We start from the raw sequence: 26,140 nt of genomic DNA on the forward strand, positions 1-26,140 counted from the left end.
AACCTCACCCCCTGGGCTCACCGGGGCTTCGCCGGGAGGTGGCGACAGCCCACCCATGAAGGGCGTCAGTCGAAGGGCGTCAGTGTGAGCTTCAGTTCCTTCGCGGCGCTGTCCTCGATGTACGAGGCGAACCCGGCCACGTCGTCGAAGGCGAAGCCGTACGCCTTGCCGTCCTCGGTGGCGGCGTGCATGGCCTTGGCGTAGTGATGCGTGAGGTCGCCCTTGTAGAAGGCGGCGGGGTCGGTGGTGGGCTGGTCGGGGGTCGAGAGCAGTGTGGTGCGGTTGAAGGCGGCACCCAGGATGGCGGCCACGGGGCCGGTCGTCCCGTCGTTGGGTGCGGCGAGGGCACCGTCGCAGAAGAGGACGTCCTTCGTGGACGGCTTGCCGAAGGACACCTGGCCCGGGCCCGTGAAGGACAGCTTGTCGCCGCTGACGCGGCCGGTGAAGGTGCCGGCGTTGGTGGTGACCTTCAGCTCCTTGCTCTGGTAGGCGGCCCACACCTCGTCGATGTACGACGCGAAGTAGTCCTCGGCGAACCGGCCGGCGCCTATGCCGTGGCCCGGGGCTATGACGCGCTTGTCGTCGATGACGAGCTTCGAGAACGCCTCGACGGAGCGCACCGATTCGAAGATCTTGGCGCGGGCGCCCGGCTTGAGAGTGCCGGTGGTCTGGTCCTTGGCGCCCTTGAGCGCGATGGCCAGCGGCACGCTGAACATGTCCACCATGGTGGTGTTGCAGTACATCGCGCCGCCCTTGTACGTGAACTCCGCACAGTCGTGCACGATCGGGTAGTTCGGGTCCGACTCGACCCAGGCGGCGGGATAGGCCAGGGCCGCTCCGGTGTCGGCCTCAACTGCCTTGAACTTCAGCTTCTCCCCGCAGGCAACATAGATCCGGCCGGACATCTCCGGCAGCGAGAGGGTGGTCTCGTTGCCGGTCAGTGGGATGGCGTAGTCGGTGTAGCCGTCCGGGCCGTTGTCGGACATCTGGATCGGCTTCAGTTCGCCTTCGGGCGTGACACGGCACTGGTTCTTGCCGTCGTTGCCCACGATGTAGACGTGGACCGATTTGTTGTCGTAGGCGCCGCTGTTGTTGACGATCTTCAACGACAGCCCGGCGGCTGCCTGTCCCGCGAACAGGTTGCCCGCGCTCGCCTGTTGAGCGACGAGCCCGGCAGCGGGGACGGTGACGGCGGCGGCTGCGGCTCCGCGGAACAGTGCGCGGCGGCTGACGGGGCTCATCGGACGGGACCTCCGGAGACGGCGGAGACGGGGGAAACAGTGGGTGTGACATCGTTGTCGGCGAACGGGACGTCGCCGACCTCGCCTTGGACGGCGCCTCTCGGCGCGGCGGCCTCCTCGGCCGTAACTGCCTTTGGCGCAGGGGTACTTCGTGCGGAGATGTTCTGCGCAGGCGTCGTCAACGCACTCATGATGCGCTCCTTGGAAGTGGGGGGTGGGTGAGCGCTCTCACGTCACGGCAGAGAACGGTGCCGAAGGTATGGACCTTCGTCAAGTGCTCGCGTGAATCGGCCGTTCCGGAGGCACCGAGGAGACGTCGGTGAGACATCAAGAGGGCATCCCGCTTGGCGCCCGGCGGAAATCGACTTCATCACAGGTCAGTACGGGGTACCGGAGGGTCGGGTTCACGGGCGGGCAGCCTCTTCGCCGAGAATTTTTGGCTGTCTTGCCTGTGCGTTGCATGCTTTGCCTGTGGGGCAAAGCTTTTGCCCGAGCGGCAGAGCTGTGCCTTAATCGGGGCATGCGTCCGAACCGTCCCCATGATGAGGCAGCCGGACCGGAGGAGGGAGACCTCCCCGCGTTCGCGCCCCGGATGCGCCTGCTGAGGCGGCGCAGCGGGCTGAGCCTGGAGGCGTCGGCGCGCAGAGCCGGGCTCTCACCCGCGCATCTCTCCCGCCTGGAGACGGGAAAGCGGCAGCCGTCACTGCCGCTTCTGCTCACCCTCGCCCGCGTCTACGGAACGACCGTCGGCGAGCTGCTGGGCGAGACGACCACGGCCGCCGACTCCATCGTCCGCGGCGCCGAGATGGCGCCCGTCGACGCCGGAGGGTGGCGCTACCGGCAGGCAGGCCGCTCCGGGTGCGCCATGCAGGCGCTCCGCGTCCATGTGCCGCGCGGCCCGCAGAGCGAGCTCGTGCGGGTCCACCCCGGAGAGGAGTGGATCCATGTGCAGAGCGGCGAGCTGCGGCTGACGCTCGGTCAGGTCACCGAGACGCTGGGCCCCGGCGACTCGGCGCACTTCGACTCGCTCACCCCGCACCGGCTGGAGGCCCTCTCCGCCGGGGGCGCGGATCTGCTCTTCGTCCATACGCTGCTCCAGTCCCCCACCGCGGACCTGTGCGTGAGCGGCATGCCTGGGCATGCCGCGGCCCGTCGCGCTCCGTAGGGCTGAGGCGCACTCCGCGGCGCTAAAGCGCTCCCCTGCCCCGCGCCGAGTCGCCCCCCGAAGCGCTGAGCCGGCCCGCGCAGCGCCGAGCCGGACCCCGGAACGCTGCGCCGCCTCGGAACCGGCACGCCGGGGCGCGCCCCTCCCGACGTCCCAGCCCTCGACCCATCGCGCCCGGCGCCGGCCGCGTGCGTCCAGAAAGGCCCCACCATGACCGCAGCCCAGACACCGGAACCGCAGCCTCCGTCGTCGCCCTCCCCGGCTTCCGGGCAGGCGCGCCCGCAGCGTACGCGCAGGGAGCAGCCGGGCGAAGAGCGCGGCGACGGACGCTTCCCACGCGGGCTGGCCCTCCGGCTGTTCGTCTATGTCGTGGCGGGCCACCTGCTGGCCGGTTTCCTGTTCCTGCTCTTCGAGTTGGGTGGCAGCCGATAGGGCGTATCCGGCGGATCTTGGCCGGCCCTACCCGTTGTTCTGGTGAGGGGGTGCCCCTGTCTGTGGCTTGCGAGCTGCGGGAGCGTTCTGGCTGGTCGCGCAGTTCCCCGCGCCCCTTCGGGGCGCGTCCCCCTGCTGTGCTCGGGGGAGCAGGGTGGGCATGCGCAGCCCCCAAGCGCGCAGACTGCGGGTGAGTCGTGGCCGAGCGCGCAGTTCCCCGCGCCCCTTTGGGGCGCGCACACATCCAGCCGCCGAGGCGGAGGCACCCCTCCCGCGCGAAAAATTGGTGGAGCCGGACTCCCATGTGCCGTTATCGTGCTCCGGTCCGTAGTCGCCCTGGCAAGGATGTGCCGTTGTACACCAAGTGAGAGTCACCGAGCGCTGATCCGTCGCGCGTTCGCACATGTGCGACGCGCTGCTTTGCGTTGCGATCTTCTCACTGGAACCGGTGTATTTCTGTGTCCAAAAACTGGGTGGTCGTGCCCACCTGCCCGCCGATTGTTCTCCGCCATTGCCACAGGTGCGTCTCCGGGCACATCCGGGCGAACGGCGAATTCCGCGTCACTGCGAATCACAAGCTCCCCGACGTCTGGCTCACCGTTCTGGAGCGGATGAACGTGCGCTCCGTACCACCCGAGTCCCTGAATCTGCCGCACGACAACGGCCCCGGCCTGGCAGCCGAACTGCCCCAGGACACGGCCCTACGGCGCCGCGACGTGGGTGACTCGGGTCGAACCGAGCGGCCGGCCTGGCAGTCGCCGTACGGTCCGCCGCCCCACCGAGCGCACCGCGGCCGATGGGCGCCTGAGCCGGGCTCGGGCAGGACTCGGTCCGCTGTGCGGCGCGGATACTTGTGCGGTCGGTGCAACTGATCGTCGACATGCCCTGCAGGGCATGCTCGGCGGATCTTGCCGGGCCCCTCCGTTGTTCCGGTAAGGGGGTGCCCCCAGGGGAGCAGTTCCCCGCGCCCTTACGGGCGCAGCTCCCATGCCGGGCACGCAAGATCGGCCGGACACGTGGACCGTCGTGCCTGCCGGTGTCGCTGGACGGGGCGCCCGCCGAAGTGGGCGCCCCTCTTCCGGTTGTGGTGCTGTGTCGGGTGTCAGGTCCTCATCGGAAGGAGCCGGCCACCAGGCGGGTGGCGACGTTCACGCGGTTCCAGGCGTTCACCGAGGCGATGGCCATCACGAGGGCGGCGAGCGCATCCGGGTCGAAGTGGCGGGCGGCGGCGTCCCAGACGTCATCGGGTACGCCCTCGGGGTCGTCCGTTATCCGCGTAACCGCTTCGGCGAGCGCCAGCGCGGCGCGTTCCCGGTCGGTGAAGAATGGAGTGTCCCGCCACGCGGCGACCGACCACAGCCGTTCGTTGGTTTCGCCCGCGTCACTGGCCCGGTGTGAGTGCAGGTCGACGCAGACCGAGCAGCCGTTGATCTGGCTGACACGCAATCTGACCAGTTCCAGAACATCGTTCGGGGCGGGACTGTCGTGGAGGAACTCCTCCATCGCGGACAGGGCCTGATAGCCACGGCCGGCGAGCTTGTACACGTTGGCCATGCGAGGTTGCATTTTTGATCCTCTCGTTTCTGAACAGAAAATGTTCAGGTTCTCTTGCTGCGAAGACCGCACCCGCGGTGTGACCGGTTCAGCGGGTGGGTTGGGTCAAGCGGTTCCGCGCCATCCGTGGTGCTTCAGGGTGCCTGCTCTCGACCGAGTCCTTGATGTCGGCGAGCGTCTGGGCGGCGAGCTCACGCCGCCATGCCAGCTCCGCCCGGCGCATCGCCTGTGAGACCAGGCAATGCCTGCGGTAGTCGACGTCCGACCGCCCGCCCGGCCCGTCACGCATGATCTGCCGGCATCGGAAGGCGTCCTGCTCGCCCTCGATCGCGACCACGACGTCGAGGAGCGTGATCTGCTCCGGCTCCCGCGCGAGCCGGAAGCCGCCGCGCGGCCCGGAGGTCGACGTGACGATCCCGGCGCGCGCCAGTGCCTGCAGTTGCCGGTTCAGATACGCCGGCGGCAGGTTGTAGAACGCCGCCAACTTCCTTGCTGTCACAGCTTGGTGCTCCGCCCAGGCGAGGTTGAGGCAGCTGTGCAGGGCCCATTCGACGCCCTCGCTCATCTGCATAGTGAATATTTAGCATTCAGGATCTCCATAATCAATCCCGAGACGGCCGGAAGACAACCGGCCGTCTCACGGTTTCCTCGGGCCCTACTCGGTGGATGTGACCCGTGCGAGGGCAACTCCGGCGATGATGAGCGCCAGTGCGGCGACCCGGCCGGCACTCACCGGGTCCTTGTGGACCGCGATGCCGAGGATGATGGCGCCGATCGCGCCGATTCCGGTGAACACCGCGTACGCCGTGCCCACCGGCAGGCCCTTCATCGCCAGCGACAGCAGGTAGACCGCGACGGCGGCGAGGAAGAAGCAGACCAGAGTGGGCAGCGGCCGGGTGAAGCCTGCCGTGGGCTTGATGCTCTGTGACCAGGCCACCTCCACGGCACCGGCGGCCAGCAGCAACAGCCAGCTCACAGAGCGCCGCCCAGCATCCGGGCCGCAGCGAGGGCGGCTGCGCGGGAGTCGTCGTGCTGGGCGCGGCGAGCCGCCAGGTCAGGGTCGAGGAGGGAGTTGACCAGTTCGGTGCCGACGAAGGTGACATCGTCGACCGCGTAGTGCCCGCGGAAGAAGTCGCGCAGATACGCCTCCTGGTGGTCGTACGCGTGCCGTGGCGTGCCGGGCCCGTACGCGCCGCCGCGGGCATGAGCGACGACGAAGCGCCGTGGGGCCAAGGACATCTTCGGGAACGTCACCTGGTCGATCCACGCCTTGAGGGATGCGGGTATCGAGAAGTTGTACATCGGCGCGGCCATCAACACCACGTCTGCGGCCAGGAGTTCGGCCAGCAGCGGCTCGACGACGGCCCATGCCTCGCCCTGGGCCGGAGTGCGGACCGCCTCCCGGTACCGATGGGGGTCGGTGATCCGGTGCTCCAGGACGTAGTCGCACAGCTCGGTCCATGCCTCGTCGATGTGCGGGACGGGATCGAGTGCGAGATCGCGGTGGAGGTAGGTCCCGCCCGGATGCGCCGCTCGCCAGGCGTCGGCAACAGTGTCGCCGAGTTCGCGGCTGAAGGAGCGGCGGCGGGCGCTTGCGTCGAGGTGCAGCAGGGTGGGGCTCATGGGTGTGCCTCTCAAGGGGAAGTTAAACGGACACGGTGTCCGCTTGTGGAATCGTAGACTAGCAACCGGACGCCTCGTCCGCTTATTCCGGAGGAAGCCCTAGGCTGACCCCGTGACCAAGGAACGTGCCGACGCCGCTCGCAACCGGGGAAAAGTGCTCGCCGCCGCGGCCGAGTTGTTCGCTGCCAAGGACCCCCGCGCCGTCACCATGGAAAACATCGCCCGGGCTGCCGGAGTTGGCCGGGGGACGCTGTACCGGCGGTACCCGGACGTCGCCTCCATCGCCACCGCGCTGTTGGACGAACACGAGAAGGCCCTGCAACATGAACTGCTGCAGGGCCCGCCGCCGCTGGGCCCGGGAGCACCGCCGCACGAACGGCTGGCCGCGTTCTACGCGGCCATGGCCGAACTCCTCGACCAGCACGTCCACCTGGCACTCGGCGCCGAGACGGGCGCCAGGCGGTACGCCACCGGCGCCTACGGCTTCTGGCGTGCCCACGTCCTGGCCCTCCTCCGCGAGGCCGACGTGGCCGACCCGGACGCCCTGGCCGACACCCTGCTGGCTCCGCTGGCGCCCGACGTCTTCGCCTACCAGCGCGAGCGCGGAGTCTCGACAGCCCGGCTGACCGCCGCCCTCACCGAACTCGCCCGCGTCCTGGACCGCCAGTGATCTGAGCCGGAGATTTTCTCGGTGGCTCCGACTCCTCATCAGCCGTGGTGAGGGTGCTGTCGACGGCCGTCAGCGGCGTGGCCGGCATGATCGGCTTCTGGGCGGCGAGCGAGCGAAGGGACCGGATGAAGAGGCCCGCCAGGTCCCGCCATTTCTCAAGCCCGTTGACGCGGCACTCCGCAGCGGCGAACAGCCACCCCCGCCGGGCGCCGGCGTCACACCAGCGGCGGTTCCACCTGGCTGGCCGTCAGGGGGAGTTCGGCCCAGATCGTCTTGCCCTCGGGTGTGTAGCGGGTGCCCCAGTGCTGGGCGAGTTGGGCGATCAGGAACAGGCCGCGGCCTCCCTCGTCCACCGTGGTGGCCCGGCGAAGGTGTGGCGCTGTGCTGCTGCTGTCGGAGACCTCGCAGGTCAGACAGCGGTCGCAGAGCAGCCGTACGGTGATCGGCGGCGCGCCGTAGCGGATGGCGTTGGTGATCAGCTCGCTCAGGATGAGTTCCGCGGTGAAGGCGGTCTCCTCCAGGCCCCACTCGGTCAGCTGGGACATACAGGCGGCGCGGACGGGTGCGACGGCTTCCGGGTCGCTGGGGACCTCCCACTGGGCGATCCGGGAGGACGGCAGCCGCCGGGTCTCGGCGACGAGCAGCGCGATGTCGTCGCGATCCTCGCTGGTCCGGTCGGGAAGCAGGGCCTCCAGTACCGCCGCGCACGTCTGTTCCGCGCCGTGCTCGACGCGGGTGAGAGCGGTGCGCAGCATGTCCAGGCGGTCGTCGATGTCGCGGCTGCGGACCTGGACCAGGCCGTTGGTGTAGAGCACCAGACGGCTGCCCTCGGGGAGGGTCAGGGTGTGGGTCTCGAACGGGGAGGTGCCCAGCCCGAGCGGCAGGTTCTGCGGGATGTCCAGGATGGTGGTGGTGCCGTCGGGGCAGGCCAGCGCGGGCGGCGGGTGACCGGCCATGGCCAGATCGCACTCTCCGGACGCGGGGTCGTAGATGGCGTACAGCACGGTCGCGCCGGTGACCGGCTCGGTCTCCGGACCGAGGGTGGGGTCCTGGTCGATACGGACCACCAGTTCGTCCAGGTGGGCGAGGAGTTCGTCCGGCGGCAGATCCAGTGAGGAGAAGTTGTGCACCGCGGTCCGCAGCCGTCCCATGGTGGCGGCCGCGTGCAGCCCGTGGCCGACCACGTCTCCGACGACCAACGCCACCCGGGCACCCGGCAGCGGGATGACGTCGAACCAGTCGCCGCCGACCCCAGCCTGTGCGGGCAGGTAACGGTAGGCGGCGCGGACGGCGTTCTGCTCGGGCAGGCCACCCGGCAGCAGACTGCGCTGGAGCGTGACGGCGAGGCCGTGTTCCCGCGCGTAGCGGCGGGCGTTGTCGACGCAGACCGCGGTACGGGTGACGAGCTCCTGGGCCGAGGCAAGGTCTTCGGGCTGGAACGGCCGCTGGTCCCGGCGCCAGAAGCTGGCCAGCCCGAACACGGTTCCCCTGGCCCCCATCGGCACGGTGATCAACGAGTGGAAGCCCGCTTCGAGAAGGCGCTCGGCCCGCTCGGGGTCGATTGTGCGCCAGTCGGTCGCGGCGGACAGGTCGGGCTCGAAGACGGCCGCGCCCTCTTCCCCGCCGCCTTCCCCGTGCTGACCGCCGGCCACGGGCGGGATGGAGGGCCTGCTGCCCACCGGCTGGAGCGGATGCGCGTCACCGACGGCGGAACGCAGCGCGACCCTCCGCACCCGGGCGGACGCGGGGTCGGGAAGCGGCTCCTTACCGCTGATCACATGGTCGAGCAGGTCGATGGTGACCACGTCGGCGAACTGGGGGACGGCCACCTCGGCGAGTTCCTCGGCAGTACGCACCACATCGAGCGTCGTTCCGATGTGCAGGCCCGCCGTGTACAGCAGCTCCAGGCGCTGCGCCGCGATCTCCGCCTGACCGGCCACCTGTCGCAGTTCGGTGGTGTCGCGCAGGGTGGCCACGCTGCCGGCGGGCCCGCCGTTCCGCCCGGTCGGGCGCTGGTTGACGGCGAGCATCCGGTCGCCGATCACATGGACCTCGTCGCTGGCGGTACGGCCGGAGGACAGCAGCTCCGCCACGCTCGACTCCAGCCGCAGGTCGTCCACGTGTTCCCCCTGGGCCTGGTCGGGCAGCCCCAGCAGCCGGTGCGCCTCGTCGTTGGCGAGCACCAGCCGCCGTTCGCCGTCGAGTACGAGCACGCCTTCGCGTACCGAGTGCAGAACCGCGTCGTGGTGCTCGTACATCCGGGTCACCTCCCCCGGGCCCAGGCCGCGGGTCTGCCGGTTCAGCCGCCGGCTCACCAGCCCCGCGCCCGCCGTCGCGAGGAGCAGCGCGCCGGCGGCGCCGACCGCGACCCATGGCAGCCGCTGGTTCAGCCGCGCCGAGACGGTGGTGAGGTCGACGCCCGCGGTGACGATTCCGATCACCGTGCCGTCCGCCTCCCGTACGGGTGCCACGGCGCGTACGGAGTCCTTGGGCTCCCCCTCGAACTGCTCGGTGTACGCCTCACCTGCCAGCGCCCGGCTGAAGTCGCCGGAGGCCCGCTTGCCGATCAGCTTCGGGATCGGGTCGCTGAGTCGCACGCCCTTCGTGTTCAGCACCGCGACGAAGTCGATCCCGCACTCGTGGCCCGCCCGCACACTCAGCGGCTGCAGCTGCTCGGTCGGTCGGGGCGACTGGAGAGCAGCTGCCGTCGAGGGCGATACCGCCAGCGTTCTGGCACACGTCCGAGAGCGGTCCCGCGCGCTGCGGACGTCCGCCGAGCGCGCCTCCCAGGCCAGGACCACGGCTGCCACGATCACCAGCAGCAGGACGATCGCGAACTGGAGTACGAAGACCTGCCCGGCGACGCTCCGCACCGCGAACCGCGAGCCGCGCTCCCCCGTCCCTGGACGCTTTAGTGTCATGCAGCATGGTTTACCGTCATTTGCCGTGAATTACGCGGACGCACAGCCCTGCCATGTCTGCGACAGCGCAGGAGAGCCCCACCGATCAGCGTCGCTCTCGGTTCCCGGCGCGGAGTGCGGGCGGGTCACGCGGAGCGGTCGTCGACGTCCGTCAGGGCGCTGAGCCGGTGTGCGGGGGCTGTGCCCTCGGCGGCGTCGCGGAAGGCCTTGAGACCTTCGGTCAGCACGCTGCGCGCTCTCGGCGGCATTGCGGCGAGGGTCGCAGTCAGGGCTTCCTCACGGCGGAGGCGCAGGTCGCTGAGGTATTTCTTGCCCTGGTGTGTGAGGTGGAGTTCCAACTCCCGGCGGCTGACCTGGCTCGGCAACCGCTCCAGGAAACCGAGCGCCTGGAGACGGTCGCACAGCCGGCTGACGGATGACGGGGCCGAGCCCAGCATCTCTCCCAGCGTGCGCAGGTTCATGCCCTCGTCACGGTCGAGGCAGTAGAGGACCCGCAGTTGCGAGGCGGAGACGGGTGAGGAGGAGACCGCGTCGCGGCCGTGCTCCCACAGGACTTCCAGCAGTTCGATGACCTCACCGGCCGTTTCGGCCGCCTCGTGCGCCCCTCGGCGTCTCGACTGTCCTCGGCCGAGGGGGTTCTCGCCCGTCACAGCTCCGCTCCGCACCAGCGCAACCGGTCGATGGCGGGGGTCGGCGTCACGTCTCACTCCACAACTTCGGCACTCTTGCCGCCCGGCTCTGCGAGCTTCCTCGCCGCTGTCAAGGGCCGGGAAGAGCTTATCTCTCCGCACGCTCCGCGGACAGGCCCGTCTCGGCAGGCGCCCACCTTCTCCGGTGCCGCCCCGGCAGGCGTTCTGTTGTCATTCGGCGACTGTTTCCATGCGACGATAATGTACTGATCCGGCCCGCGGGGGACGCAGTGCCCCCTGTCCGGCCGCTGCACGTATGGCAGACGGAGAAACAGGAGACGTGGACACATTCGCCGCGGTCGAGCGGGCCCTGCGCGCCGCCGCCCCGCACGCACTGATGGACGTCGTCAAAAGGGCACTGCGGGAGCACTACGGCGCCGTCGATGTCGAGTTGCGCCTGGCCGACTACGGTACGCGCACCCTCCAGATGGTGGAGCCCGTGCCGCTCACCGCCGAGCCGCTCGCCATCCACGACAGCCCGCAGGGCCGGGCTCTGCGGGCCCCCGAACCCGTCGTACTGGCCGACCGGGCGACGGACACCGTGGCGGTGCACCTGCCGGTGAGCGTACGAGGCGACCGGCTCGGGGTGCTGTCCGTGACGCTGCCCGGTGACACGGACGCCGTTGAGCTGCTGCCGGAGCTGGAAGACCTGTGCGAGGCGCTCGGCCACGAGATCACGGTCGCCGAGCGGGACACGGATCTCTACCAGCGGGCCCGCCGGGCCACCCGGCTGACCGTCGCCGCCGAGCTGCAGTGGCAGTTGCTGCCCGGCCACTCCTTCCGGCGCCACGAGTTCGCCCTGGGCGCCCATCTGGAGCCCGCCTACTCCGTCTCCGGTGACAACGTCGACTGGTCGCTCTCCGCGGAGCATCTGACGGTCGCCGTCACCAACGGCATGGGCGAGGGGGTCCATGCGGCGCTGCTGACCAACCTCGCCGTCAACGCGCTGCGCAACGCACGCCGCGCCGGTCTCGGCCTCGCCGACCAGGCGGCGCTCACCGACCAGGCCGTGTACGCCCACTACCGGGGCTCGGCGTACGTCTCGATGGTGCTGTTCCGGTTCGAACTCGCCACCGGGGAAGTGGAGATCGTCGAGGCGGGCTCGCCCCGTGCGTGGCTGTGCCGGGACGCCAAGGTCGACAGCCTCGTCTTCGACGCCCAGTTGCCGCTGGGCATGTTCGAGGACACCCACTATGTGACCGAACACTTCCGGGTCCAGCCCGGCGACCGGCTGCTGCTGGCGACCGACGGCGTCTACGAGCCGCTCTCCCGCGCCGGTGAGCCGTTCGGCGACCACGCCCTGGCCCGCTCCCTCACCGCCAACCGGCTGCTGCCCCCGGCCCAGGTGCCGCGGGCGGTCTTCCGCGATCTCGCCGGCCACCGGGGCGAGGGCCCACTGGAGGACGACGCCCTCGTCGTGTGCGTCGACTGGTACGGACGTGACGGGCACGGAGAGGGCGAAAGCGGCAGCGGAAGCGGGTGAGGGCGGGACTCACAGCCGCCGCACAGGTTCAGCACAGACGGATGACAGGGCGGTCCGCGATGTTCGGTCCACAACGGACCTGAAACAGAAGCGGACTTCAGCATGACCACCCTCACCTCCTCCGGCAGCGCGGCGGACGCGCCCCGCACGGGCACCGATCCCGCCGCCGGGCGCCGGGGCGCACTCAGCGACCGCCTCCGGGCCCGGTCACGGGACCGAAGGGCCGGCCGGCCGCGCTGGGAGAGCCCCGCGTTCTGGACGCTGCTGGCGGCCACCGCGGTGCTGTACCTGTACGGCCTGGGCGCCTCGGGTTACGCCAACTCCTTCTACTCCGCCGCGGCACAGGCGGGCGGGGCCAGTTGGAAGGCGTTCCTGTTCGGCTCACTGGACGCGGGCAACGCCATCACCGTCGACAAACCGCCGGCCGCGCTGTGGCCGATGGCCCTGTCCGTGCGGCTCTTCGGCCTCGGCTCCTGGCAGACCCTGGTACCGCAGGCGCTGCTGGGCGTCGCCTCTGTGGGCGTGCTGTACTCCGCCGTACGCCGCCGCAGCGGACCGGCCGCGGGTCTGCTGGCCGGGGCGCTGCTGGCGCTGACCCCGGTGGCGGCGCTGATGTTCCGGTTCAACAATCCGGACGCGTTGCTGTGCCTGCTCATGGTGGCGGCGCTGTGGTGCGTGGGCCGGGCCATGGAGGACGCCCGCACCAGGTGGCTGCTGCTGGCGGGTGCCTGCTTCGGTTTCGGCTTCCTGGCCAAGGCACTGCAAGCGTGGCTGATCCTGCCGGTGGTGGCGCTGGTGTATCTGGTGTGCGGGCCGACCCGGCTGCGACGCAGGATCGGGCAGTTGCTGTGCGGCGGGCTGGCGACGCTGGTCACGGCGGGCTGGTGGGTCGCCCTCGTGGAGCTGTGGCCCGCCTCGTCGCGGCCGTACATCGGCGGCTCGCAGCAGAACAGCTTCCTGGAACTGACCTTCGGCTACAACGGCTTCGGCCGGCTCACCGGGAACGAGACCGGCAGTGTCGGCGGCGGGGGCGGCGGCCGAGGGCCGGGCGGAGGTGGCGGCGCCTGGGGCGAGTCGGGCCCGGGACGGCTGTTCAGCGACTCGATCGGCGGCCAGATCGCCTGGCTGCTCCCGGCCGCGCTGCTGCTCCTCGTCGCGGGCCTGGTCCTGACCCGCGGGGCGGCGCGTACGGACGCGCTGCGGGCTGCGTTCCTGCTGTGGGGCGGCTCGCTGCTGATCACGGGTGCGACCTTCAGCTTCATGTCCGGGATCTTCCACGAGTACTACACCGTGGCGCTCGCGCCCTACGTCGCGGCCGTGGTGGCCATGGGGGCCACGGCCCTGTGGCGGGAGCGGTCCCGATTCCCGTGGAACGCGGTCCTGGCGGCAGCGGTCGCGGGGACGGCCGGGTGGGCGTTCGTACTGCTTGGCCGCGCGGCGGACTGGCTGCCTTGGCTGCGCTGGACCGTACTGGGTGCGGGCGTACTGGCGGCGTGCGGCCTGCTGGCGGCGACCGTGCTGCCGCGCAGGCTGGGTGCCGCAGTGGCGGCGCTGGGGCTGCTCACCGCGGTCGCCGGGCCGGTGGCGTACACACTGAGCACCGTCGGCACGCCGCACACCGGCTCAATCGTCACAGCGGGCCCCGCCGGGAGCCGAAGCGGCCCGCCCGGGATGCCGGGCGGCGGCAAGGGGATGCCGGGAGCCGGACAGCGGCCGGGATCGCAGCAGGGCGGGGCAGCGGGCCAAGGCGGGGCGGCGCCGGGTCAAGGCGCGCCGCAGGGCCAGGGCCTTCCCGGCGCCGGGAAGGGCAACCGGCAGAGCACTGGCGGCCAGCAGGGCATGCCGCCTGCTCCCGAGGCCGGCGCGCCAGGGCAGGGCACTCGGGACGGCGGAGGCCGTGCGGGCGGGACTGGTGGCCCTGGCGGAGGAATGGGCGGGCTGCTCAATGGCAGCAAGGTCTCCGCGAAGGCGCAATCGCTACTGCGCGAGGACGCCGCCTCCTACACCTGGGCCGCGGCGGCGATCGGCTCGCAGAACGCGGCGAGCTACCAACTCTCCACCGGCCTACCGGTGATGGCGATCGGCGGCTTCAACGGCACCGACCCCTACCCGACCCTCGCCCGGTTCAAGGAGTACGTCGCACAGGGCGAGATCCACTACTTCCTCGCCGGTTCGCAGGGCGGCCCCGGAGGCAACCGGGGTACGGCGTCCTCGATCAGTTCCTGGGTGAAGGCGCACTACACCAAGGTGACGGTCGGCAACAGCACCTTCTACGACCTCACCAAGCCGAAGGAGGCAGCAGCGAGTTGACGTATACGGGCAGCCGGGCCGTCCAACTGGGACAGCCCGGCTGTTCGCGGCTGTCCACCGCTGCCCGTAACTGCTCACGGCTGTTCGCGGCGGCCGGGCTGTCCGGGGCCGGGAGGGGCCGCCGTCCCGCTGGGAGGAGCCGCCGGTCCCGCCACCACGCGCGGAGCGGGCTGTCTTCGACCGGACCATTGACGGATCCACCAGTGGGGTTCTAGGTTCCCGGCATCGATAGGAAAGTTTCCTAATGAACGCCAACCCGCCCGCGCACCGCACACGCCCGGACGGCACGCCCACACCGGACAGACAGGGCACACCATGGCCATGCACGTCGGCCCCGGCGGCACCTCAGGAACCCCGGGCACCCCGCGCGTGCTGCGCGCGATGAACGACCGCGCCGCACTCGATCTACTCGTCGCCCACGGGCCGCTCACCCGCACCCGGATCAGCGAGCTGACCGGCCTGTCCAAGCCCACCGCCTCCCAACTCCTCGGCAGGCTGGAGGAGATGGGCCTGGTCCGCACCCGCAGCAAGGAGCGCGGCAGGCCGGGACCGAACGCGCTGCTGTACGAGATCGAACCGGCGGCCGCCCATGTGGCCGCGCTGTCGGCCGATCCGCACGGCATCTCCGCGGTGGTCGCCGACATCACGGGCACCGTCGTCGGCCGCGCCCGGGTGAAGGCGGACTCCGTGGCCGAAGACGTGCGGCACCGTACCGCGCAACTGGTCAAGGAGGCCGTCGACGGGGCCCTGCGCCAGGCCGGTTCTGGACCGGCGGAGCCGCACACCACGGTCATCGGTACGCCCGGCGCGCTCGATCCGCGGACAGGCGAGCTGCGTTACGCCCCGCATCTGCCCGGCTGGCACTCCCGTACGCTGCGCGCCGAACTGGCCGAGGTGCTCGGCACCCCGGTGACCATCGAGAACGACGTGAACCTCGCGGCCATGGCGGAACAGCACGCGGGAGCGGCCCAGGACCACGACGACTTCGTCCTCCTCTGGGTGGACAACGGCACGGGTGCCGCCATCGTGGTGGACGGCACCGTGCTGCGCGGGGCGACCGGCGGGGCCGGGGAGATCGGGTACATGCCGCTGCCCGGCGCACCGCTCGCCCGTGGCGGCCCCGGCCAGTACGCGGCGGCGAACGCCGGCGGCGGCTTCCAGAGCCTCGTCTCGGTACCGGCCGTACGCCGGCTGGCGAACGGCAGCCCACTGGCCGACGCGCTGGCCGATCCGGCCGTACGCGAGGAGACCGCGCGCCGGCTGGCGAACGGCATCGCCGCCGTGGTCGCGGTCGTCGATCCCCAACTCGTCGTGCTGTCGGGTGCCGTACCGCGCACCGGCGGCGAGGAGCTGCGCACCTTGGTGGAGCGGGAGTTGACCGGGCTCGCGCTGCCCAGGCCGCTGCTGCGGGTCAGCGAGCTGGAAGACGACCCGATCCTGAGCGGTGCTCTGCTGTCGGCCCTGGCACAGGCGCGGAACCAGGTGTTCGACACCGCCTGAACCGGATCGAGAGCCGGGCGCGGACTGCCGCAGCGCCACTCGATCTGCGCTCCCTCCCGTGCTCTCCGTCGCCGGTCATCATCGTCTTCTTCGCACAGAAGGCGTTCGTCGAAGGCGTCACCCTCACCGGAGTAAAGGGCTGAAGCACATGAAGCTCGCAGTGGTCGGCGGAGGCTCGACCTACACCCCCGAACTCATCGACGGCTTCGCACGGTTGCGCGGGGTGCTGCCGATCGACGAGCTGGCCCTGATCGATCCGGCAGCCGAGCGGCTGGAGCTCGTCGGCGGCCTGGCCCGGCGCATCTTCGCCAGGCAGGGCCACCCGGGCACCGTCACCACCACATCCGAACTGGACGTGGGCGTCGACGGCGCGGACGCCGTCCTCCTCCAGCTGCGCGTGGGCGGACAGGCCGCCCGCGAGCGGGACGAGACCTGGCCGCTGGAGTGCGGCTGCGTCGGTCAGGAGACCACCGGCGCCGGTGGCCTGGCCAAGGCGCTGCGCACCGTGCCGGTGGTGCTGGACATCGCCGAGCGGGTCCGGCGCGGCAACCCGGACGCCTGGATCATCGACTTCACCAACCCCGTCGGCATCGTCACCCGCGCACTACTGGCCGCCGGGCACAAGGCGGTCGGCCTGTGCAACGTGGCGATCGGCTTCCAGCGGAAGTTCGCCAGGCTGCTGGACGTCGCCCCCGCCGAGGTGCACCTGGACCACGTCGGGCTCAACCACCTCACCTGGGAGCTTGGCGTCCGGCTCGGCGGCCCCGACGGCACCGACGTACTGCCGAAGCTGCTGGCCGAGCACGGCGAGGCCGTCGCCGACGATCTTCACCTCCCCCGCACACTGCTCGACCGCCTCGGTGTCGTCCCGTCCTACTACCTGCGGTACTACTACGCGCACGACGAGGTTGTCCGCGCCCAGCGCGGCAAGCCCACCCGGGCCGAGGAAGTGGCGGCACTGGAGCGGCAGTTGCTGGAGATGTACGCCGACCCGGCCCTCGATACGAAGCCCGAGCTGCTGGCCCGGCGCGGCGGCGCCTACTACTCGGAGGCAGCCGTCGACCTGGCGGCCTCGCTGCTGCGCGAGGGCGGCAGCACCTACCAGGCGGTCAACACCCTCAACCGCGGAACGCTGCCCTTCCTGCCCGACGACGCCGTGATCGAGACCCAGGCCCGTATCGGCCGGGACGGTGCACACCCGCTGCCGGTGCCGGCGCTCGATCCGCAGTTCACCGGGCTGATCGCCCATGTGACCGCGTACGAGGAGCTGGCCCTGCGCGCGGCGCTGCACGGGGGCCGCGACCGCGTCTTCAAGGCGCTGCTCGCCCATCCCCTCGTCGGGCAGAACGAGTACGCCGAGCAGCTGACCGATCAGCTACTCGCCCACAACAAGGAGCATCTGGCGTGGGCCTGAGCCGACCCCGAGCCACAACCACCGGCCACCCGGAAGCGTCCCCGGTCCCGTCCCCGACCGCCTCCCCGGACGGCCGACAGCGACCGGCGGAGACGGCCCCGGCCCCGGCCGTCCTCGCCATCGACGCGGGCAACAGCAAGACCGACGTGGCGCTGCTCGGCGCGGACGGCAGCGTGCTGGGCACCGCGCGGGGCGGCGGTTTCCGCCCGCCCGTGGTGGGCGTACGCGCTGCCGTGGACGGCCTGGCCGAGGCCGTCGGCCGGGCCCACGCGGCAGCTGCCGCGGCCACACCCGGCGGCGGCACGACCCGGCGGGCCCCGCTCCCCGTACGCCATGTGATGGCGTGCCTCGCCAACGCGGACCTGCCGGTGGAGGGGGAGCAGCTGGCCGCGGCACTCACCGAGCGTGGCTGGGGCGAGCAGGTCACCGTGCACAACGACACCTTCGCCGTGCTGCGCGCCGGCCTCACCGCACCCGACGGTGACGCGGCGCCGTGCGGGGTCGCCGTCGTGTGCGGCGCCGGGATCAACTGTGTCGGCATCCGGGCCGACGGGCGCACCGCGCGTTTCCCCGCCATCGGCCGGCTCTCCGGCGACTGGGGCGGCGGCGGAGGGCTGGGTGAGGAGGCGCTGTGGCACGCGGCCCGCGCCGAGGACGGCCGCGGCGAGCCCACTCTGCTGCGTACCGCGCTGCCCGCGCACTTCGGGCTGGACTCGATGTACGCGCTGATCGAGGCCATGCACCTGGGCCGCATCCCGCACGCGCGGCGGCTTGAGCTGGCCCCGGTGCTGTTCGCGGTGGCCGCCCGGGGCGACGCCGTCGCGGACTCGCTGGTGGCGCGGATGGCGGAGGAGGTCGTCACCATGGCGGTGGTGGCGCTGCGCAGGCTGGAGCTGCTGGAGGCGGAGGTTCCGGTGCTGCTGGGCGGCGGCATCCTCGCCGCGGGCCAGCCCCTCCTCGACGACCGCGTCACCCGGCTCCTCGCCCAGCGCGCCCCGCGTGCCGTCCCCCGCGTCGTACGCGCCCGCCCGGTGCTGGGCGCGGCCCTGCTGGGGCTCGACGCGCTGGGTACCCCGGTGGCAGCACACGAGCGGGCACGCCGCTACTTCACAGGCGAGCACCCGGCAGCCCCCGCGGATCCGCAGGCGCCGGACGGCACCCAGGTACCGGACACCGGCGCGACGGTCGGCTGACGTGCTGCCCGGCAGGCTGCGCCGGGCGGCCGCGATGTTTCGCGGCGCACGGTCGGGGGGCACTCCCGCCGACCAGGAGGGAGGATGGGAGGATACGGCCCCGCCGTCCAGGGAGGTAGCCGTCCGTGAGGAACCGCGAGGAGCCGCCCGAGGGTGACGCCGACGGGGCGCCGGGCGTCAGCCTCTCCCCGCCCGGTGGGCTCCTGGATGTGCTGGCCGTCGGCGCCGTGGTGCTGGACGAGCGCGGCCGGATCGTCCTGTGGAGCCCGCAAGCGGTGGAGCTGTTCGGGTACTCGGCGGAGGAGGCGCTGGGCCGGTACGCGGCCCCGCTGATGGTGCCGGACGAACACATCGAGCTGGTGCTCCGGCTGTTCGACCAGGTGATGCGGGAGGGGAGGAGCTGGGCGGGGGTCTTCCCCGTCAAGTGCAAGGACGGCCGGGTCCGGTCCATGGAGTTCCGCAACATGCGGCTCCACGACGTCGACGGCGCCCCGTACGCGCTGGGCCTGGTCACGGACCGGGCCACGCTCCGCGAGGTCGAGCGCGATCTGGCCTTCTCGACGCTGCTGATCCAGCAGTCCCCCATGGGCATAGCGGTCATGGACACCGACCTGCGCTACGTCTCCGTCAACCCCGCCCTCACCCGGCTCGACGGCGTCGGCGAGGAGGAGCACCTGGGCAGAACCGTCCACGACGTCCTGCCCGCGGCCCACGCCAGGAAGGCCGACGCGGTGCTGCGGCAGGTGCTGGAGACGGGCGAGCCGGAAATCGACCTCGAGGTGCTCGGCGGCGAGACCCCGGCGGGCAAGGGCCACGCCTGGTCGGTCTCCGTCTACCGGCTCGACGACGCCGGCGGGCAGCCGCTGGGGCTGTCCATCTCCGTCACCGACATCACGGCCAGACACAAGGCGGCGCTCCAGGCCGAGCAGGCCCGGCAGCGCCTCTCCCATCTGGCCGAGGCCTCCGTACGCATCGGCACCACCCTCGACCTGGAGCAGACGGCCCGCGAGCTCGCCGAGATCACCGTGCCGGAGCTGGCCGACATCACCGCCGTCGATGTGCTGGACGCCGCCGTACGGGACCAGCCCGTCCGCATCCCCGAGGAGGAGACCGCCACTTTCCGCGCCCTGGCGCTGGTCACCGACTACCCCACCGTCGCCGCCGACGCGGCCGACCCGCAGGGACAGGTGGCCCGCTACAGCGCCGAGCGGCTCGTCACCCGCTGTGTCGCCACCGGGCAGCCGGTCGCCGTGCCCTCCGTACGGCACGAGGACCTGCACAAGATCGCCAGGGACGAGCGCAGTGCCGCCCTCCTCGCCCGCGCGGGCGTCCACTCCTATCTGGCGGTGCCGCTGATCGCCCGCGGCGAGGTGCTGGGCGCGCTGGATCTCAAGCGCACCCGCAACCCCAAGCCCTTCGACCACGACGACACGATCCTCGCCTGCGAACTCGCCGGCCGCGCCGCCGTCTGCATCGACAACGCCCGCCTCTACCGGCAGCAGCACAGCATCGCCCTCACCCTGCAGCGCAGCATGCTGCCGACGCCCGCGACCACCTCCGCGCGGCTGCGTATCGCCTCCCGCTACCAGCCGGCCGGAGCGCACAGCGAGATCGGCGGCGACTGGTTCGACGTCCTCGAACTGGAGGAGGAGCGCACCGCGCTGGTCGTCGGCGATGTGATGGGCAGCGGCGTGAACGCGGCCGCCACCATGGGCCGGCTGCGCACCGCCACCCAGACGCTCGCCCGGCTGGCGCTGCCGCCGACCGATGTGCTCCGCCACCTCGACCAGATCACCACCGGCCTCGACCCGTATTTCGCCACGTGCCTGTACGCCGTCTACGACCCGCGCCGCCACCAGTGCCACATCGCGTCCGCCGGCCATCTGCCGCCCGTCCTCGTCCCCGCACGGGGCGAGCCCCGGCTGATCGAGCTGCCCACCGGAACTCCGCTGGGCATCGGCGGTGGTGTCCACGGCACCGTCCCCGTCGACCTGAACCCCGGCGACCTGCTGGTGCTCTACACCGACGGGCTGATCGAGACCCGGCGCGACGACATCGAGGACCGGCTGGACGTGCTGCTGGACCTGCTCCGGCCCGTCGCCGGCTCCGCCGACTCCCTGGAGGAGACGTGCGACCGCCTGCTCGACGCGCTGCGCAACCCCGAGAACCACGACGACGTGGCGCTGCTGCTGATGAGCCCGACGGAGTGACGGAGCGTCAGGCGCAGCCGCGCGTCGTGATGTCGCCAGGGGCGGACGGCGGTCGTGCCCGGCGCGGACGTAAGGTCGGGCGGTAACGGGGCCGTGGCCGGATGCGGCCCGTCGTGGCTGGAAGGCGACCGTGACTGCGAACACCGTGCACCCGTCCCTGCTGGATCTGCCGCCGCTGAGTGCGGAGCATTTCGCCGCCATCGAGGACAAGATCGCCTCGTTGCTGCGGACACGCTGCGATGTCGTGGCCATGCAGGGCGAGGCGCTGCTGCCGCTGGAGGCGTGCATCCGCTCGGCTGCCCCGCGCGGCAGCACGGCACTGAACATCGTCACCGGGCCCTACGGGGAGACGTTCGGCGGCTGGCTGCGCTCCTGCGGCGCCGAGGTCGTCACCGTGACGGCGCCGTTCACCGGCGCAGTAGGTGCGGACGAGGTTGCCAGGGCGCTGCGGGAGCACCCGGAGACCGGCCTGGTGAGCCTCGTCCACGCGGAGGCGGCGACCGGCAACACCAACCCCGTCGCCGAGATCGGCGCTGTGGTGCGCGAGCACGAGGCGCTGCTGATGCTGGACGCGGTCGCCTCGGTGGGCGCCGAGCCGCTGCTGACCGACGCGTGGGGCGTGGACCTGTGCGTCATCGGCGGCCAGAAGGCGCTCGCAGGACCCGCCGGAGTGTCCGCCGTGTCGGTCAGCGAACGGGCCTGGGAGCGGATCGCCGCCAACGAGCAGGCGCCGCGCCGCTCGTACCTTTCGCTGCTCGACTGGAAGGAGCGGTGGCTGGACGGCGGCCGTACGGCATTGCCGCACGCCCCGGCCCAGTTGGAGATGCTGGCGCTGGAACAGGCCGTCGGCCGGGTCCTCGCGGAGGGCCTGGACGCGTCGATCGCCCGCCACCGGGCGGCCTCGGCCGCGCTGCGGGCCGGCGCGGGACAGCTGCCCGGGCTCGCCCCGTACGTGGTGCGCGACCAGGACGCGGCCCCGGCTGCGACGACGCTGCGCGTACCGGCGGAGGGCGTCGAGGCACGCGAGGTCGTGGCCGCCGCGCTCGGGGCCGACGCCCGCGTGCCGTTGCAGGCAGCGGCGGGCCCGCTCGCCACCGAGATGCTGCGCGTCAACCACTACGGACAGGCAGCCGACCGCACGGTGGTTCTCGACTCTCTGCGGGCGCTGGCCGCCGGTCTGGAAAAGCTGGGCGTTTCCGGTGCCCGCAGCGCCGGAGACCAGGCCCTCGACGCCGCGGGCGCGGCCTGGGACAGCACCGCGACACCCTGACCCGTCAGGGACGGGCCGCACCCGCCCCCGACTGCTGTACGACGGCGGCCGTACGGGCCGACGGCCCGCCGCTCACTCCGGCCAGGGCGACTCCAGAACCGTGCGGACGAAGTCGCCGCGCCGGAAATGCGGGTCGTAATGAGCGAGGACGTCGGCCTTCACATTGCCGAACGTGGTCTCCGGCTTCTCCTCCACACCGTCCGCGAACGCCCGCAGGATGCGCTGCTTGAACGCCGGACGGGGGTGTGCGGCGACGACGGCCTCGCGGTCAGCGGCGTCGATCTCGTCGTAGGCGAAGCCGAACACGTCGTACTCCACCCCGGCCGCCAACAGCGCCACCTCGGGCTCCATGAACTCCGGGATGCCCGGGGTGGTGTGCAGGGCGATCGCCGTCCACACCCGCCGGATGCTGTCCTCGGGGACCTGCCGCGCCTGGAGGAAACGGCGGGCCTCTTCCGCACTGTCGACCTCGAAGCGCCGCCCGCTGTCGTGGAAGCGCTCCCCCAGGCCGACGTCGTGGAAGAGGGCGGCGACGTAGAGCACTTCCGGGTCGAAGCCGATCTGGCGGACGCGCCCCAGGAGGCTGCCGAAGAAGTACACCCGGCGCGAGTGGTCGTAGATCAGATCGCTGGTGGTGTCGCGCACCAGTTCGGTGGCCTCCGCGGCCAGTCGGGAGTCCGGCACACTCACGCCTGCCGGGCCGTGCTGTTCACCCATCGGCCTCCTCGCCTCTCTTCCGTCCCTGCCCGCGCCCGGCCGCCGTCGGACTCGTCCGCGGTGCGGTCAGTGTCCGCCCGGGGTGGGTTCCAGGACGAACACCGGGATCTCACGGTCGGTCTTGCGCTGGTAGTCGGCGTAGTCGGGGTACGCCTCCACGGCACGCTTCCACCACACGGCCTTCTCCTCGCCGGTGACCTCGCGGGCCGTCATGTCCTGCCGTACGGGCCCGTCCTGGAGCTCGACCCGGGGGTCGGCGACGACGTTGTGGTACCAGACCGGATGGGAGGGCGCCCCGCCCAGCGAAGCCACCACCGCGTACTTCCCCTCGTGCTCCACCCGCATCAGCGGCGTCTTACGGACCTTGCCCGTCTTCGCACCCCTGGTCGTCAGCACGACGACGGGCATACCCCGCATCGTCGTCCCCTCGGTGCCACCGGAGCGCTCGTACAGCTCGACCTGGTCCCGCACCCACTGCTCGGGGCTCGGCTCGTACTCGCCCTCGATCGGCATATGTGTACGTCCCTTCGTCGGATCGTCCCGGACCCTTGCGGATCTCGCGGTTGTGGCCTTCTGGGACTACCACGAGCGGCGGGGGCGTACACGTACACGAGTGCGGACCAGGGGCGGCTGAGGCGCCCGCACCAGGCGGGGATAGCGTGACGGGGAGCGTGCCGGTGGGCACGTGATCGGTACATTCACCCGGAGGTAGAGGCTCTCGTGGCCGGTATAGAGGACGCACGCAAGACCTTTGACAAATTCGACCGGAACGGCGACGGATACGTCACCCCGGCCGAGTTCCAGCAGGCCATGGTGGAGCTGGGCGACCGGCACTACACCGTGGGCCTCGCGGAGGCCATTGTGAAGACCCGGGACGCGAACGGTGACGGCGTCCTGTCCTTCGAGGAGTTCTTCGAGAAGGCCAAGGACCTCTGACAGCAGGCGTCCCACCGACGCCTCGCTCTTGCGTGCAGCAGGCGGCCGCCCGGACGGGCGGCCGCCTCTTCGTCGTCCCGGAGCGCCGCGCCGTGCTGCGTCGGCATCAGGTTCGTGCGGCGGCAGGGCACCGGACCGAGTACCGCGGCGTGGAGTACGTGGAGCTGGGTGGCGCGATTGTCTGGCCCGCTTCGGCGCGCGGGCGCCCGCCTACGAGTCCCTGCGAGGGGACGCAGCCTCAAATGCGCTGCTCAGTCCCGTCAGTTGGGGGGCGGCACGGGGTGGCTGACCGCACCACTGGGGGCGGATGGTGTGGCGCGCGGTTCTACGGAAACCGGGAACGGACGCCTCAGGCGTTGACCTTCGCCTTCGCCGCACCGGGGCGCTGCTTCTTGTTACTCAACTGCGGCTGCTCCGCAGGGGGTTCTTCCTTGGGAGCTCGCTGCTCCTGCGAGCCGTACACTTCCGCGCTCGCCTCGGCGGCGATGTCGTACAGCTCCTCGTTCACCTCGTGAGCTGCGCGCTTGGCGTCCGCGGCCAGCTTCACCGATGTCTTGACGGCACCGCGAACGACCGGCTTGAGCACCTTTTTGACGAGCGGAGCTGCCACCACTCCGACCAAGAAGACAGGAAATACGGGAGGCATGACTACTGGTTCCTCTCAGAGCGTTCCGCGGGCCCTCTACTTTTTCGAGGGTAGAGGGCCCGGCGAGGACCAGCCAGACCAGCCCTCTTCATTCACTCTTTCGAGTATTCAGCAGTCGAAATTGAGCATTTCCGCCCCAAAGTGAAAGACGGGGCCGCTGGGGAAATTGAGGCTGTTATTTTCTAAGAAACCCGCGCCGTAAGGATTCAGCTATGGATCCGGTATGGAAGGACCCCGAGATGGACGGGCCTGTGTCCCAGAAGACCCAGCAGACAGAGACCGCGACGGACGACCTGCTCTACTCAGCGCAGGTGCGGTGCGAGAACGGCCGGTACACGCTGACGGTGACCGATCTCGTGAGCGACACCGTTCAAGTGTTCCCGGTGGCGAAGAAGGCGGTGGACAGGCTGCCCTTCTACCTCGACATGCTCAGGAGCAAGCTCTCATGAGCGGTCGGCCACGGGCGACGGCCATGGCCGACGGGTCGTAAGTGAGGCCGACGGGCCGTGAGTGACCGGCGCCGAGTCGCCGCCCGGAAGCATAGGCGCCGCTGCCGGGCGGTCCGGCAGCGGCGCCTGTCACGCACTCACTTATGGGTCGGCGCCGGCAGAGGCCCCCTCCCCCGGTGCCGACCGGACGCCATCGGTGCCTGGATCAGTGCGTCTTGGACGAGGCCGAGCGACTCTTCGGTACCGTCTTCCGCTCGGGCTCGGCAATATCCTCCAGGAATACCTCGGAGCTCGCCTCGGCGGCGATATCACGCAGCTCGTCATTGAGTTCATGAGCGGCCCGCCTGGTATCCGCGGCCAGCTTCAGCGATGTTTTCACCACGCCACGGACAGCGGGCTTTGCCACCTTCTTCACGAGCGCGGATACGAGAATACCCGCCATGAAGGCAGGGAGTACGGGCATTGTGATTCGTTTCCTCTCCGGGGAAGTGAGATAGGCAAGCAGAGCCTAGGCCACGGATCAGGCTCGGCTCCCCGGATTCACTCGTACGGGTATTCAACGCTGTGAACTCAGCCCTTTCCAGTCAACTGCCCGACGCGCTCATCCCCGTGTGGCGGGCCGGCAACCGGCCCGCCACCCGGAGCGGTTGCTGCCCGTCAGCCCTTGATGTTGAAGGAGCCGTCGAAGGGCGCCTGCTTCAGTCCGCCGGCGAGGGACTGGCTGCCGCAGTTGATGCCCTCCCTGACCAGGTCGACGCGGAACTTGCCGTGCAGCCTGGCGCCGGCGAAGGCGCCGTCTGTGACGTGCCCGTCGACGGTGGCGCTGTTGAACAGTTGGCCCGAGATGGTGAGCGAGAGGGTGCTTTTTGTGCTCTTACCGTCCTTGGTCTTCCACGCGATGGTTCCCGTACCCTCGGTCGGGACGTCACCCCCGCCGACCACGCACGACATGGGCGCGTCGAAAGCACCGTTGAACTTGGCCGTGGCGATCTGCCCGCCATCCGGCGTCGACCCACTACAGCTGCGGTCCTGCCCGTTGTACTGCACGTTGGTGTCCCTCGGTACGGGCACCGGGAGCAGACCGGGAGAGAAGAACGCCCTCCCCCCGGCCTGGCAGGACACGTTCGCCGCGGCAGTGGCCCGGCCTTGATCCGATGCCGGGGCGGCGGCCTGTCCCTGATCCGGTGGTGCTGCCTGCGCCGCGCAAGTCGGCAGGACAGCCGCGAGGGCGCCGACGGTGGCGAGTGCGGAGCCGAGCTTGCGCGCGGGAATACGGACGGAAACTACGGACACCAAGGTCTCCTCCCTGAGGGGCGAATTGTTGCGGGCCAAGCAAAGAGCGCACAGCGGGCACTACTCAAGAAAACGGGACTAAACGCATCCGCTGAGATGATGCGGGTGCATTGATCCACACAGGCGCATTAAGAGCGCGTACGTCTCTGTACTACGGCCGAAGTCCCGTAAGGCTTATGCCAGTTCAGCGTGCTCCCCGCTCGCTCCTCCTTGCGCCCCCGCGGCGCGGGCGCACTTCGTCCCCGCGGCGTGCGGCCGACGGGAGATTCGGGGGCGCACGGTGCGGCTGGGCGGAGGCGGCGGTTCGGGGCCCGGTCCTCGGCGGTGTTGCCGGCCGGGCGCGGCGCAGCGCACCGCGTCTCGCGGTCGCGGCCACACGGGCTTCTGCTGGGCGGTCCACCCGTTCGAGTGAGGGCGGTCCCGT

General features: G+C 71.0%; 25 protein-coding genes. 12 read left to right on the forward strand and 13 right to left on the reverse strand.

The genetic code is table 11. The features are described from left to right. Positions 1-65: 65 nt before the first annotated feature. Together ACQEU8_RS21740 and ACQEU8_RS21745 are read right to left on the reverse strand one after the other, a co-directional pair. Positions 66-1,241, reverse strand: a complete 1,176-nt coding sequence (locus ACQEU8_RS21740) for a beta-1,3-glucanase family protein (protein WP_433103582.1) — start codon at positions 1,239-1,241, stop codon at positions 66-68. Further along, positions 1,238-1,432, reverse strand: coding sequence for a hypothetical protein (locus ACQEU8_RS21745; protein WP_433103584.1), 195 nt, complete (start codon positions 1,430-1,432; stop codon positions 1,238-1,240). The genes ACQEU8_RS21740 and ACQEU8_RS21745 overlap by 4 nt, the downstream gene beginning before the upstream one ends. 329 nt (positions 1,433-1,761) lie before the next feature. Here ACQEU8_RS21745 and ACQEU8_RS21750 point away from each other — a divergent pair, with 329 nt between their 5' ends. Both ACQEU8_RS21750 and ACQEU8_RS21755 read left to right on the forward strand, forming a co-directional pair. Continuing rightward, complete coding sequence (locus ACQEU8_RS21750) at positions 1,762-2,406, forward strand: helix-turn-helix domain-containing protein (RefSeq protein WP_433103586.1); 645 nt, start codon at positions 1,762-1,764, stop codon at positions 2,404-2,406. 210 nt (positions 2,407-2,616) lie between these two features. Beyond that, positions 2,617-2,838 carry a DUF6126 family protein gene (locus ACQEU8_RS21755; protein WP_433103588.1) on the forward strand — a complete coding sequence of 74 codons (222 nt, stop codon included), beginning with the start codon at positions 2,617-2,619 and terminating at the stop codon, positions 2,836-2,838. A 1,110-nt stretch (positions 2,839-3,948) separates the two neighbouring features. Here ACQEU8_RS21755 and ACQEU8_RS21760 read toward each other — a convergent pair. The 4 genes from ACQEU8_RS21760 to ACQEU8_RS21775 all read right to left on the reverse strand — a co-directional run bounded on the left by ACQEU8_RS21760 (position 3,949) and on the right by ACQEU8_RS21775 (position 6,015). Beyond that, the gene (locus tag ACQEU8_RS21760) at positions 3,949-4,392 is read right to left on the reverse strand and encodes a carboxymuconolactone decarboxylase family protein (RefSeq protein WP_433103590.1); all 444 of its coding nucleotides are present in this window, start codon (positions 4,390-4,392) and stop codon (positions 3,949-3,951) included. Positions 4,393-4,480: 88 nt separating this feature from the next. Continuing rightward, a complete protein-coding gene (locus tag ACQEU8_RS21765; protein ID WP_433103592.1) occupies positions 4,481-4,957 on the reverse strand; it encodes an RrF2 family transcriptional regulator in 477 nt (158 codons plus the stop codon). Positions 4,958-5,047: 90 nt separating this feature from the next. Then, positions 5,048-5,368: a DMT family transporter gene (locus tag ACQEU8_RS21770; protein WP_433103594.1), complete on the reverse strand. Its 321-nt coding sequence runs from the start codon at positions 5,366-5,368 to the stop codon at positions 5,048-5,050. After that, a complete protein-coding gene (locus ACQEU8_RS21775) occupies positions 5,365-6,015 on the reverse strand; it encodes an FMN-dependent NADH-azoreductase (RefSeq protein WP_433103596.1) in 651 nt (216 codons plus the stop codon). The genes ACQEU8_RS21770 and ACQEU8_RS21775 overlap by 4 nt, the downstream gene beginning before the upstream one ends. Before the next feature lie 112 nt (positions 6,016-6,127). Between ACQEU8_RS21775 and ACQEU8_RS21780 the strand changes: the two genes are divergently transcribed. Continuing rightward, a complete protein-coding gene (locus ACQEU8_RS21780) occupies positions 6,128-6,685 on the forward strand; it encodes a TetR family transcriptional regulator (protein ID WP_433103598.1) in 558 nt (185 codons plus the stop codon). A 215-nt stretch (positions 6,686-6,900) separates the two neighbouring features. On the opposite strand, the gene ACQEU8_RS21785 is transcribed toward ACQEU8_RS21780, so the two are convergent. Further along, positions 6,901-9,606, reverse strand: coding sequence for a SpoIIE family protein phosphatase (locus ACQEU8_RS21785; RefSeq protein ID WP_433103600.1), 2,706 nt, complete (start codon positions 9,604-9,606; stop codon positions 6,901-6,903). Between the two features lie 125 nt (positions 9,607-9,731). Then, positions 9,732-10,256, reverse strand: a complete 525-nt coding sequence (locus tag ACQEU8_RS21790) for a MarR family winged helix-turn-helix transcriptional regulator (RefSeq protein WP_433103603.1) — start codon at positions 10,254-10,256, stop codon at positions 9,732-9,734. Between the two features lie 319 nt (positions 10,257-10,575). Here ACQEU8_RS21790 and ACQEU8_RS21795 point away from each other — a divergent pair, with 319 nt between their 5' ends. The 7 genes from ACQEU8_RS21795 (at position 10,576) to ACQEU8_RS21825 (ending at position 21,675) form a co-directional block, all read left to right on the forward strand. After that, on the forward strand, positions 10,576-11,778 hold the full coding sequence (locus ACQEU8_RS21795; protein ID WP_433103605.1) for a PP2C family protein-serine/threonine phosphatase: 1,203 nt from the start codon (positions 10,576-10,578) through the stop codon (positions 11,776-11,778). A 102-nt stretch (positions 11,779-11,880) separates the two neighbouring features. Further along, entirely contained in the window at positions 11,881-14,088 is a 2,208-nt protein-coding gene (locus tag ACQEU8_RS21800) for an ArnT family glycosyltransferase (RefSeq protein WP_433103607.1), read from the forward strand. Positions 14,089-14,403: 315 nt separating this feature from the next. Next, positions 14,404-15,588, forward strand: a complete 1,185-nt coding sequence (locus ACQEU8_RS21805) for an ROK family transcriptional regulator (RefSeq protein ID WP_433103609.1) — start codon at positions 14,404-14,406, stop codon at positions 15,586-15,588. Between the two features lie 148 nt (positions 15,589-15,736). Continuing rightward, entirely contained in the window at positions 15,737-17,002 is a 1,266-nt protein-coding gene (locus tag ACQEU8_RS21810; RefSeq protein WP_433103611.1) for a 6-phospho-beta-glucosidase, read from the forward strand. 119 nt (positions 17,003-17,121) lie between these two features. Beyond that, on the forward strand, positions 17,122-18,195 hold the full coding sequence (locus ACQEU8_RS21815) for an N-acetylglucosamine kinase (protein ID WP_433108629.1): 1,074 nt from the start codon (positions 17,122-17,124) through the stop codon (positions 18,193-18,195). A gap of 125 nt (positions 18,196-18,320) precedes the next feature. Next, a complete protein-coding gene (locus ACQEU8_RS21820) occupies positions 18,321-20,405 on the forward strand; it encodes a SpoIIE family protein phosphatase (protein ID WP_433103613.1) in 2,085 nt (694 codons plus the stop codon). Between the two features lie 130 nt (positions 20,406-20,535). Then, positions 20,536-21,675, forward strand: coding sequence for a pyridoxal-phosphate-dependent aminotransferase family protein (locus ACQEU8_RS21825; RefSeq protein WP_433103615.1), 1,140 nt, complete (start codon positions 20,536-20,538; stop codon positions 21,673-21,675). Between the two features lie 72 nt (positions 21,676-21,747). Here the strand turns inward: ACQEU8_RS21825 and ACQEU8_RS21830 are convergent, their stop codons facing one another. Continuing rightward, positions 21,748-22,392 carry an HD domain-containing protein gene (locus tag ACQEU8_RS21830; protein ID WP_433103617.1) on the reverse strand — a complete coding sequence of 215 codons (645 nt, stop codon included), beginning with the start codon at positions 22,390-22,392 and terminating at the stop codon, positions 21,748-21,750. 66 nt (positions 22,393-22,458) lie between these two features. Next, entirely contained in the window at positions 22,459-22,905 is a 447-nt protein-coding gene (locus ACQEU8_RS21835) for a nitroreductase family deazaflavin-dependent oxidoreductase (protein WP_433103619.1), read from the reverse strand. A gap of 207 nt (positions 22,906-23,112) precedes the next feature. Here ACQEU8_RS21835 and ACQEU8_RS21840 point away from each other — a divergent pair, with 207 nt between their 5' ends. After that, on the forward strand, positions 23,113-23,328 hold the full coding sequence (locus ACQEU8_RS21840) for an EF-hand domain-containing protein (RefSeq protein WP_433103621.1): 216 nt from the start codon (positions 23,113-23,115) through the stop codon (positions 23,326-23,328). 349 nt (positions 23,329-23,677) lie between these two features. Here the strand turns inward: ACQEU8_RS21840 and ACQEU8_RS21845 are convergent, their stop codons facing one another. Next, entirely contained in the window at positions 23,678-23,974 is a 297-nt protein-coding gene (locus ACQEU8_RS21845) for a DUF5132 domain-containing protein (protein ID WP_433103623.1), read from the reverse strand. Positions 23,975-24,186: 212 nt separating this feature from the next. Between ACQEU8_RS21845 and ACQEU8_RS21850 the strand changes: the two genes are divergently transcribed. Continuing rightward, on the forward strand, positions 24,187-24,423 hold the full coding sequence (locus ACQEU8_RS21850; RefSeq protein ID WP_433103625.1) for a hypothetical protein: 237 nt from the start codon (positions 24,187-24,189) through the stop codon (positions 24,421-24,423). 205 nt (positions 24,424-24,628) lie between these two features. On the opposite strand, the gene ACQEU8_RS21855 is transcribed toward ACQEU8_RS21850, so the two are convergent. Both ACQEU8_RS21855 and ACQEU8_RS21860 read right to left on the reverse strand, forming a co-directional pair. Next, positions 24,629-24,865 carry a DUF5132 domain-containing protein gene (locus ACQEU8_RS21855; RefSeq protein WP_433103627.1) on the reverse strand — a complete coding sequence of 79 codons (237 nt, stop codon included), beginning with the start codon at positions 24,863-24,865 and terminating at the stop codon, positions 24,629-24,631. 215 nt (positions 24,866-25,080) lie between these two features. After that, a complete protein-coding gene (locus ACQEU8_RS21860; RefSeq protein ID WP_433103629.1) occupies positions 25,081-25,716 on the reverse strand; it encodes a hypothetical protein in 636 nt (211 codons plus the stop codon). Between the last annotated feature and the right edge of the window lie 424 nt (positions 25,717-26,140).

The organism is Streptomyces sp. CA-250714, from assembly GCF_050936705.1.
In the GTDB taxonomy this organism is placed as follows: Bacteria; Actinomycetota; Actinomycetes; order Streptomycetales; family Streptomycetaceae; genus Streptomyces.

What these genes read in the sequence shown, in the direction of transcription:
- ACQEU8_RS21740 (WP_433103582.1), bottom strand. Translation starts at nt 1,241, where the DNA reads ATGAGCCCCGTCAGCCGCCGCGCACTGTTCCGCGGAGCCGCAGCCGCC.
- ACQEU8_RS21745 (WP_433103584.1), bottom strand. Translation starts at nt 1,432, where the DNA reads ATGAGTGCGTTGACGACGCCTGCGCAGAACATCTCCGCACGAAGTACC.
- ACQEU8_RS21750 (WP_433103586.1), top strand. Translation starts at nt 1,762, where the DNA reads ATGCGTCCGAACCGTCCCCATGATGAGGCAGCCGGACCGGAGGAGGGA.
- ACQEU8_RS21755 (WP_433103588.1), top strand. Translation starts at nt 2,617, where the DNA reads ATGACCGCAGCCCAGACACCGGAACCGCAGCCTCCGTCGTCGCCCTCC.
- ACQEU8_RS21760 (WP_433103590.1), bottom strand. Translation starts at nt 4,392, where the DNA reads ATGGCCAACGTGTACAAGCTCGCCGGCCGTGGCTATCAGGCCCTGTCC.
- ACQEU8_RS21765 (WP_433103592.1), bottom strand. Translation starts at nt 4,957, where the DNA reads ATGAGCGAGGGCGTCGAATGGGCCCTGCACAGCTGCCTCAACCTCGCC.
- ACQEU8_RS21775 (WP_433103596.1), bottom strand. Translation starts at nt 6,015, where the DNA reads ATGAGCCCCACCCTGCTGCACCTCGACGCAAGCGCCCGCCGCCGCTCC.
- ACQEU8_RS21785 (WP_433103600.1), bottom strand. Translation starts at nt 9,606, where the DNA reads ATGACACTAAAGCGTCCAGGGACGGGGGAGCGCGGCTCGCGGTTCGCG.
- ACQEU8_RS21800 (WP_433103607.1), top strand. Translation starts at nt 11,881, where the DNA reads ATGACCACCCTCACCTCCTCCGGCAGCGCGGCGGACGCGCCCCGCACG.
- ACQEU8_RS21805 (WP_433103609.1), top strand. Translation starts at nt 14,404, where the DNA reads ATGGCCATGCACGTCGGCCCCGGCGGCACCTCAGGAACCCCGGGCACC.
- ACQEU8_RS21810 (WP_433103611.1), top strand. Translation starts at nt 15,737, where the DNA reads ATGAAGCTCGCAGTGGTCGGCGGAGGCTCGACCTACACCCCCGAACTC.
- ACQEU8_RS21830 (WP_433103617.1), bottom strand. Translation starts at nt 22,392, where the DNA reads ATGGGTGAACAGCACGGCCCGGCAGGCGTGAGTGTGCCGGACTCCCGA.
- ACQEU8_RS21835 (WP_433103619.1), bottom strand. Translation starts at nt 22,905, where the DNA reads ATGCCGATCGAGGGCGAGTACGAGCCGAGCCCCGAGCAGTGGGTGCGG.
- ACQEU8_RS21845 (WP_433103623.1), bottom strand. Translation starts at nt 23,974, where the DNA reads ATGCCTCCCGTATTTCCTGTCTTCTTGGTCGGAGTGGTGGCAGCTCCG.
- ACQEU8_RS21850 (WP_433103625.1), top strand. Translation starts at nt 24,187, where the DNA reads ATGGATCCGGTATGGAAGGACCCCGAGATGGACGGGCCTGTGTCCCAG.
- ACQEU8_RS21855 (WP_433103627.1), bottom strand. Translation starts at nt 24,865, where the DNA reads ATGGCGGGTATTCTCGTATCCGCGCTCGTGAAGAAGGTGGCAAAGCCC.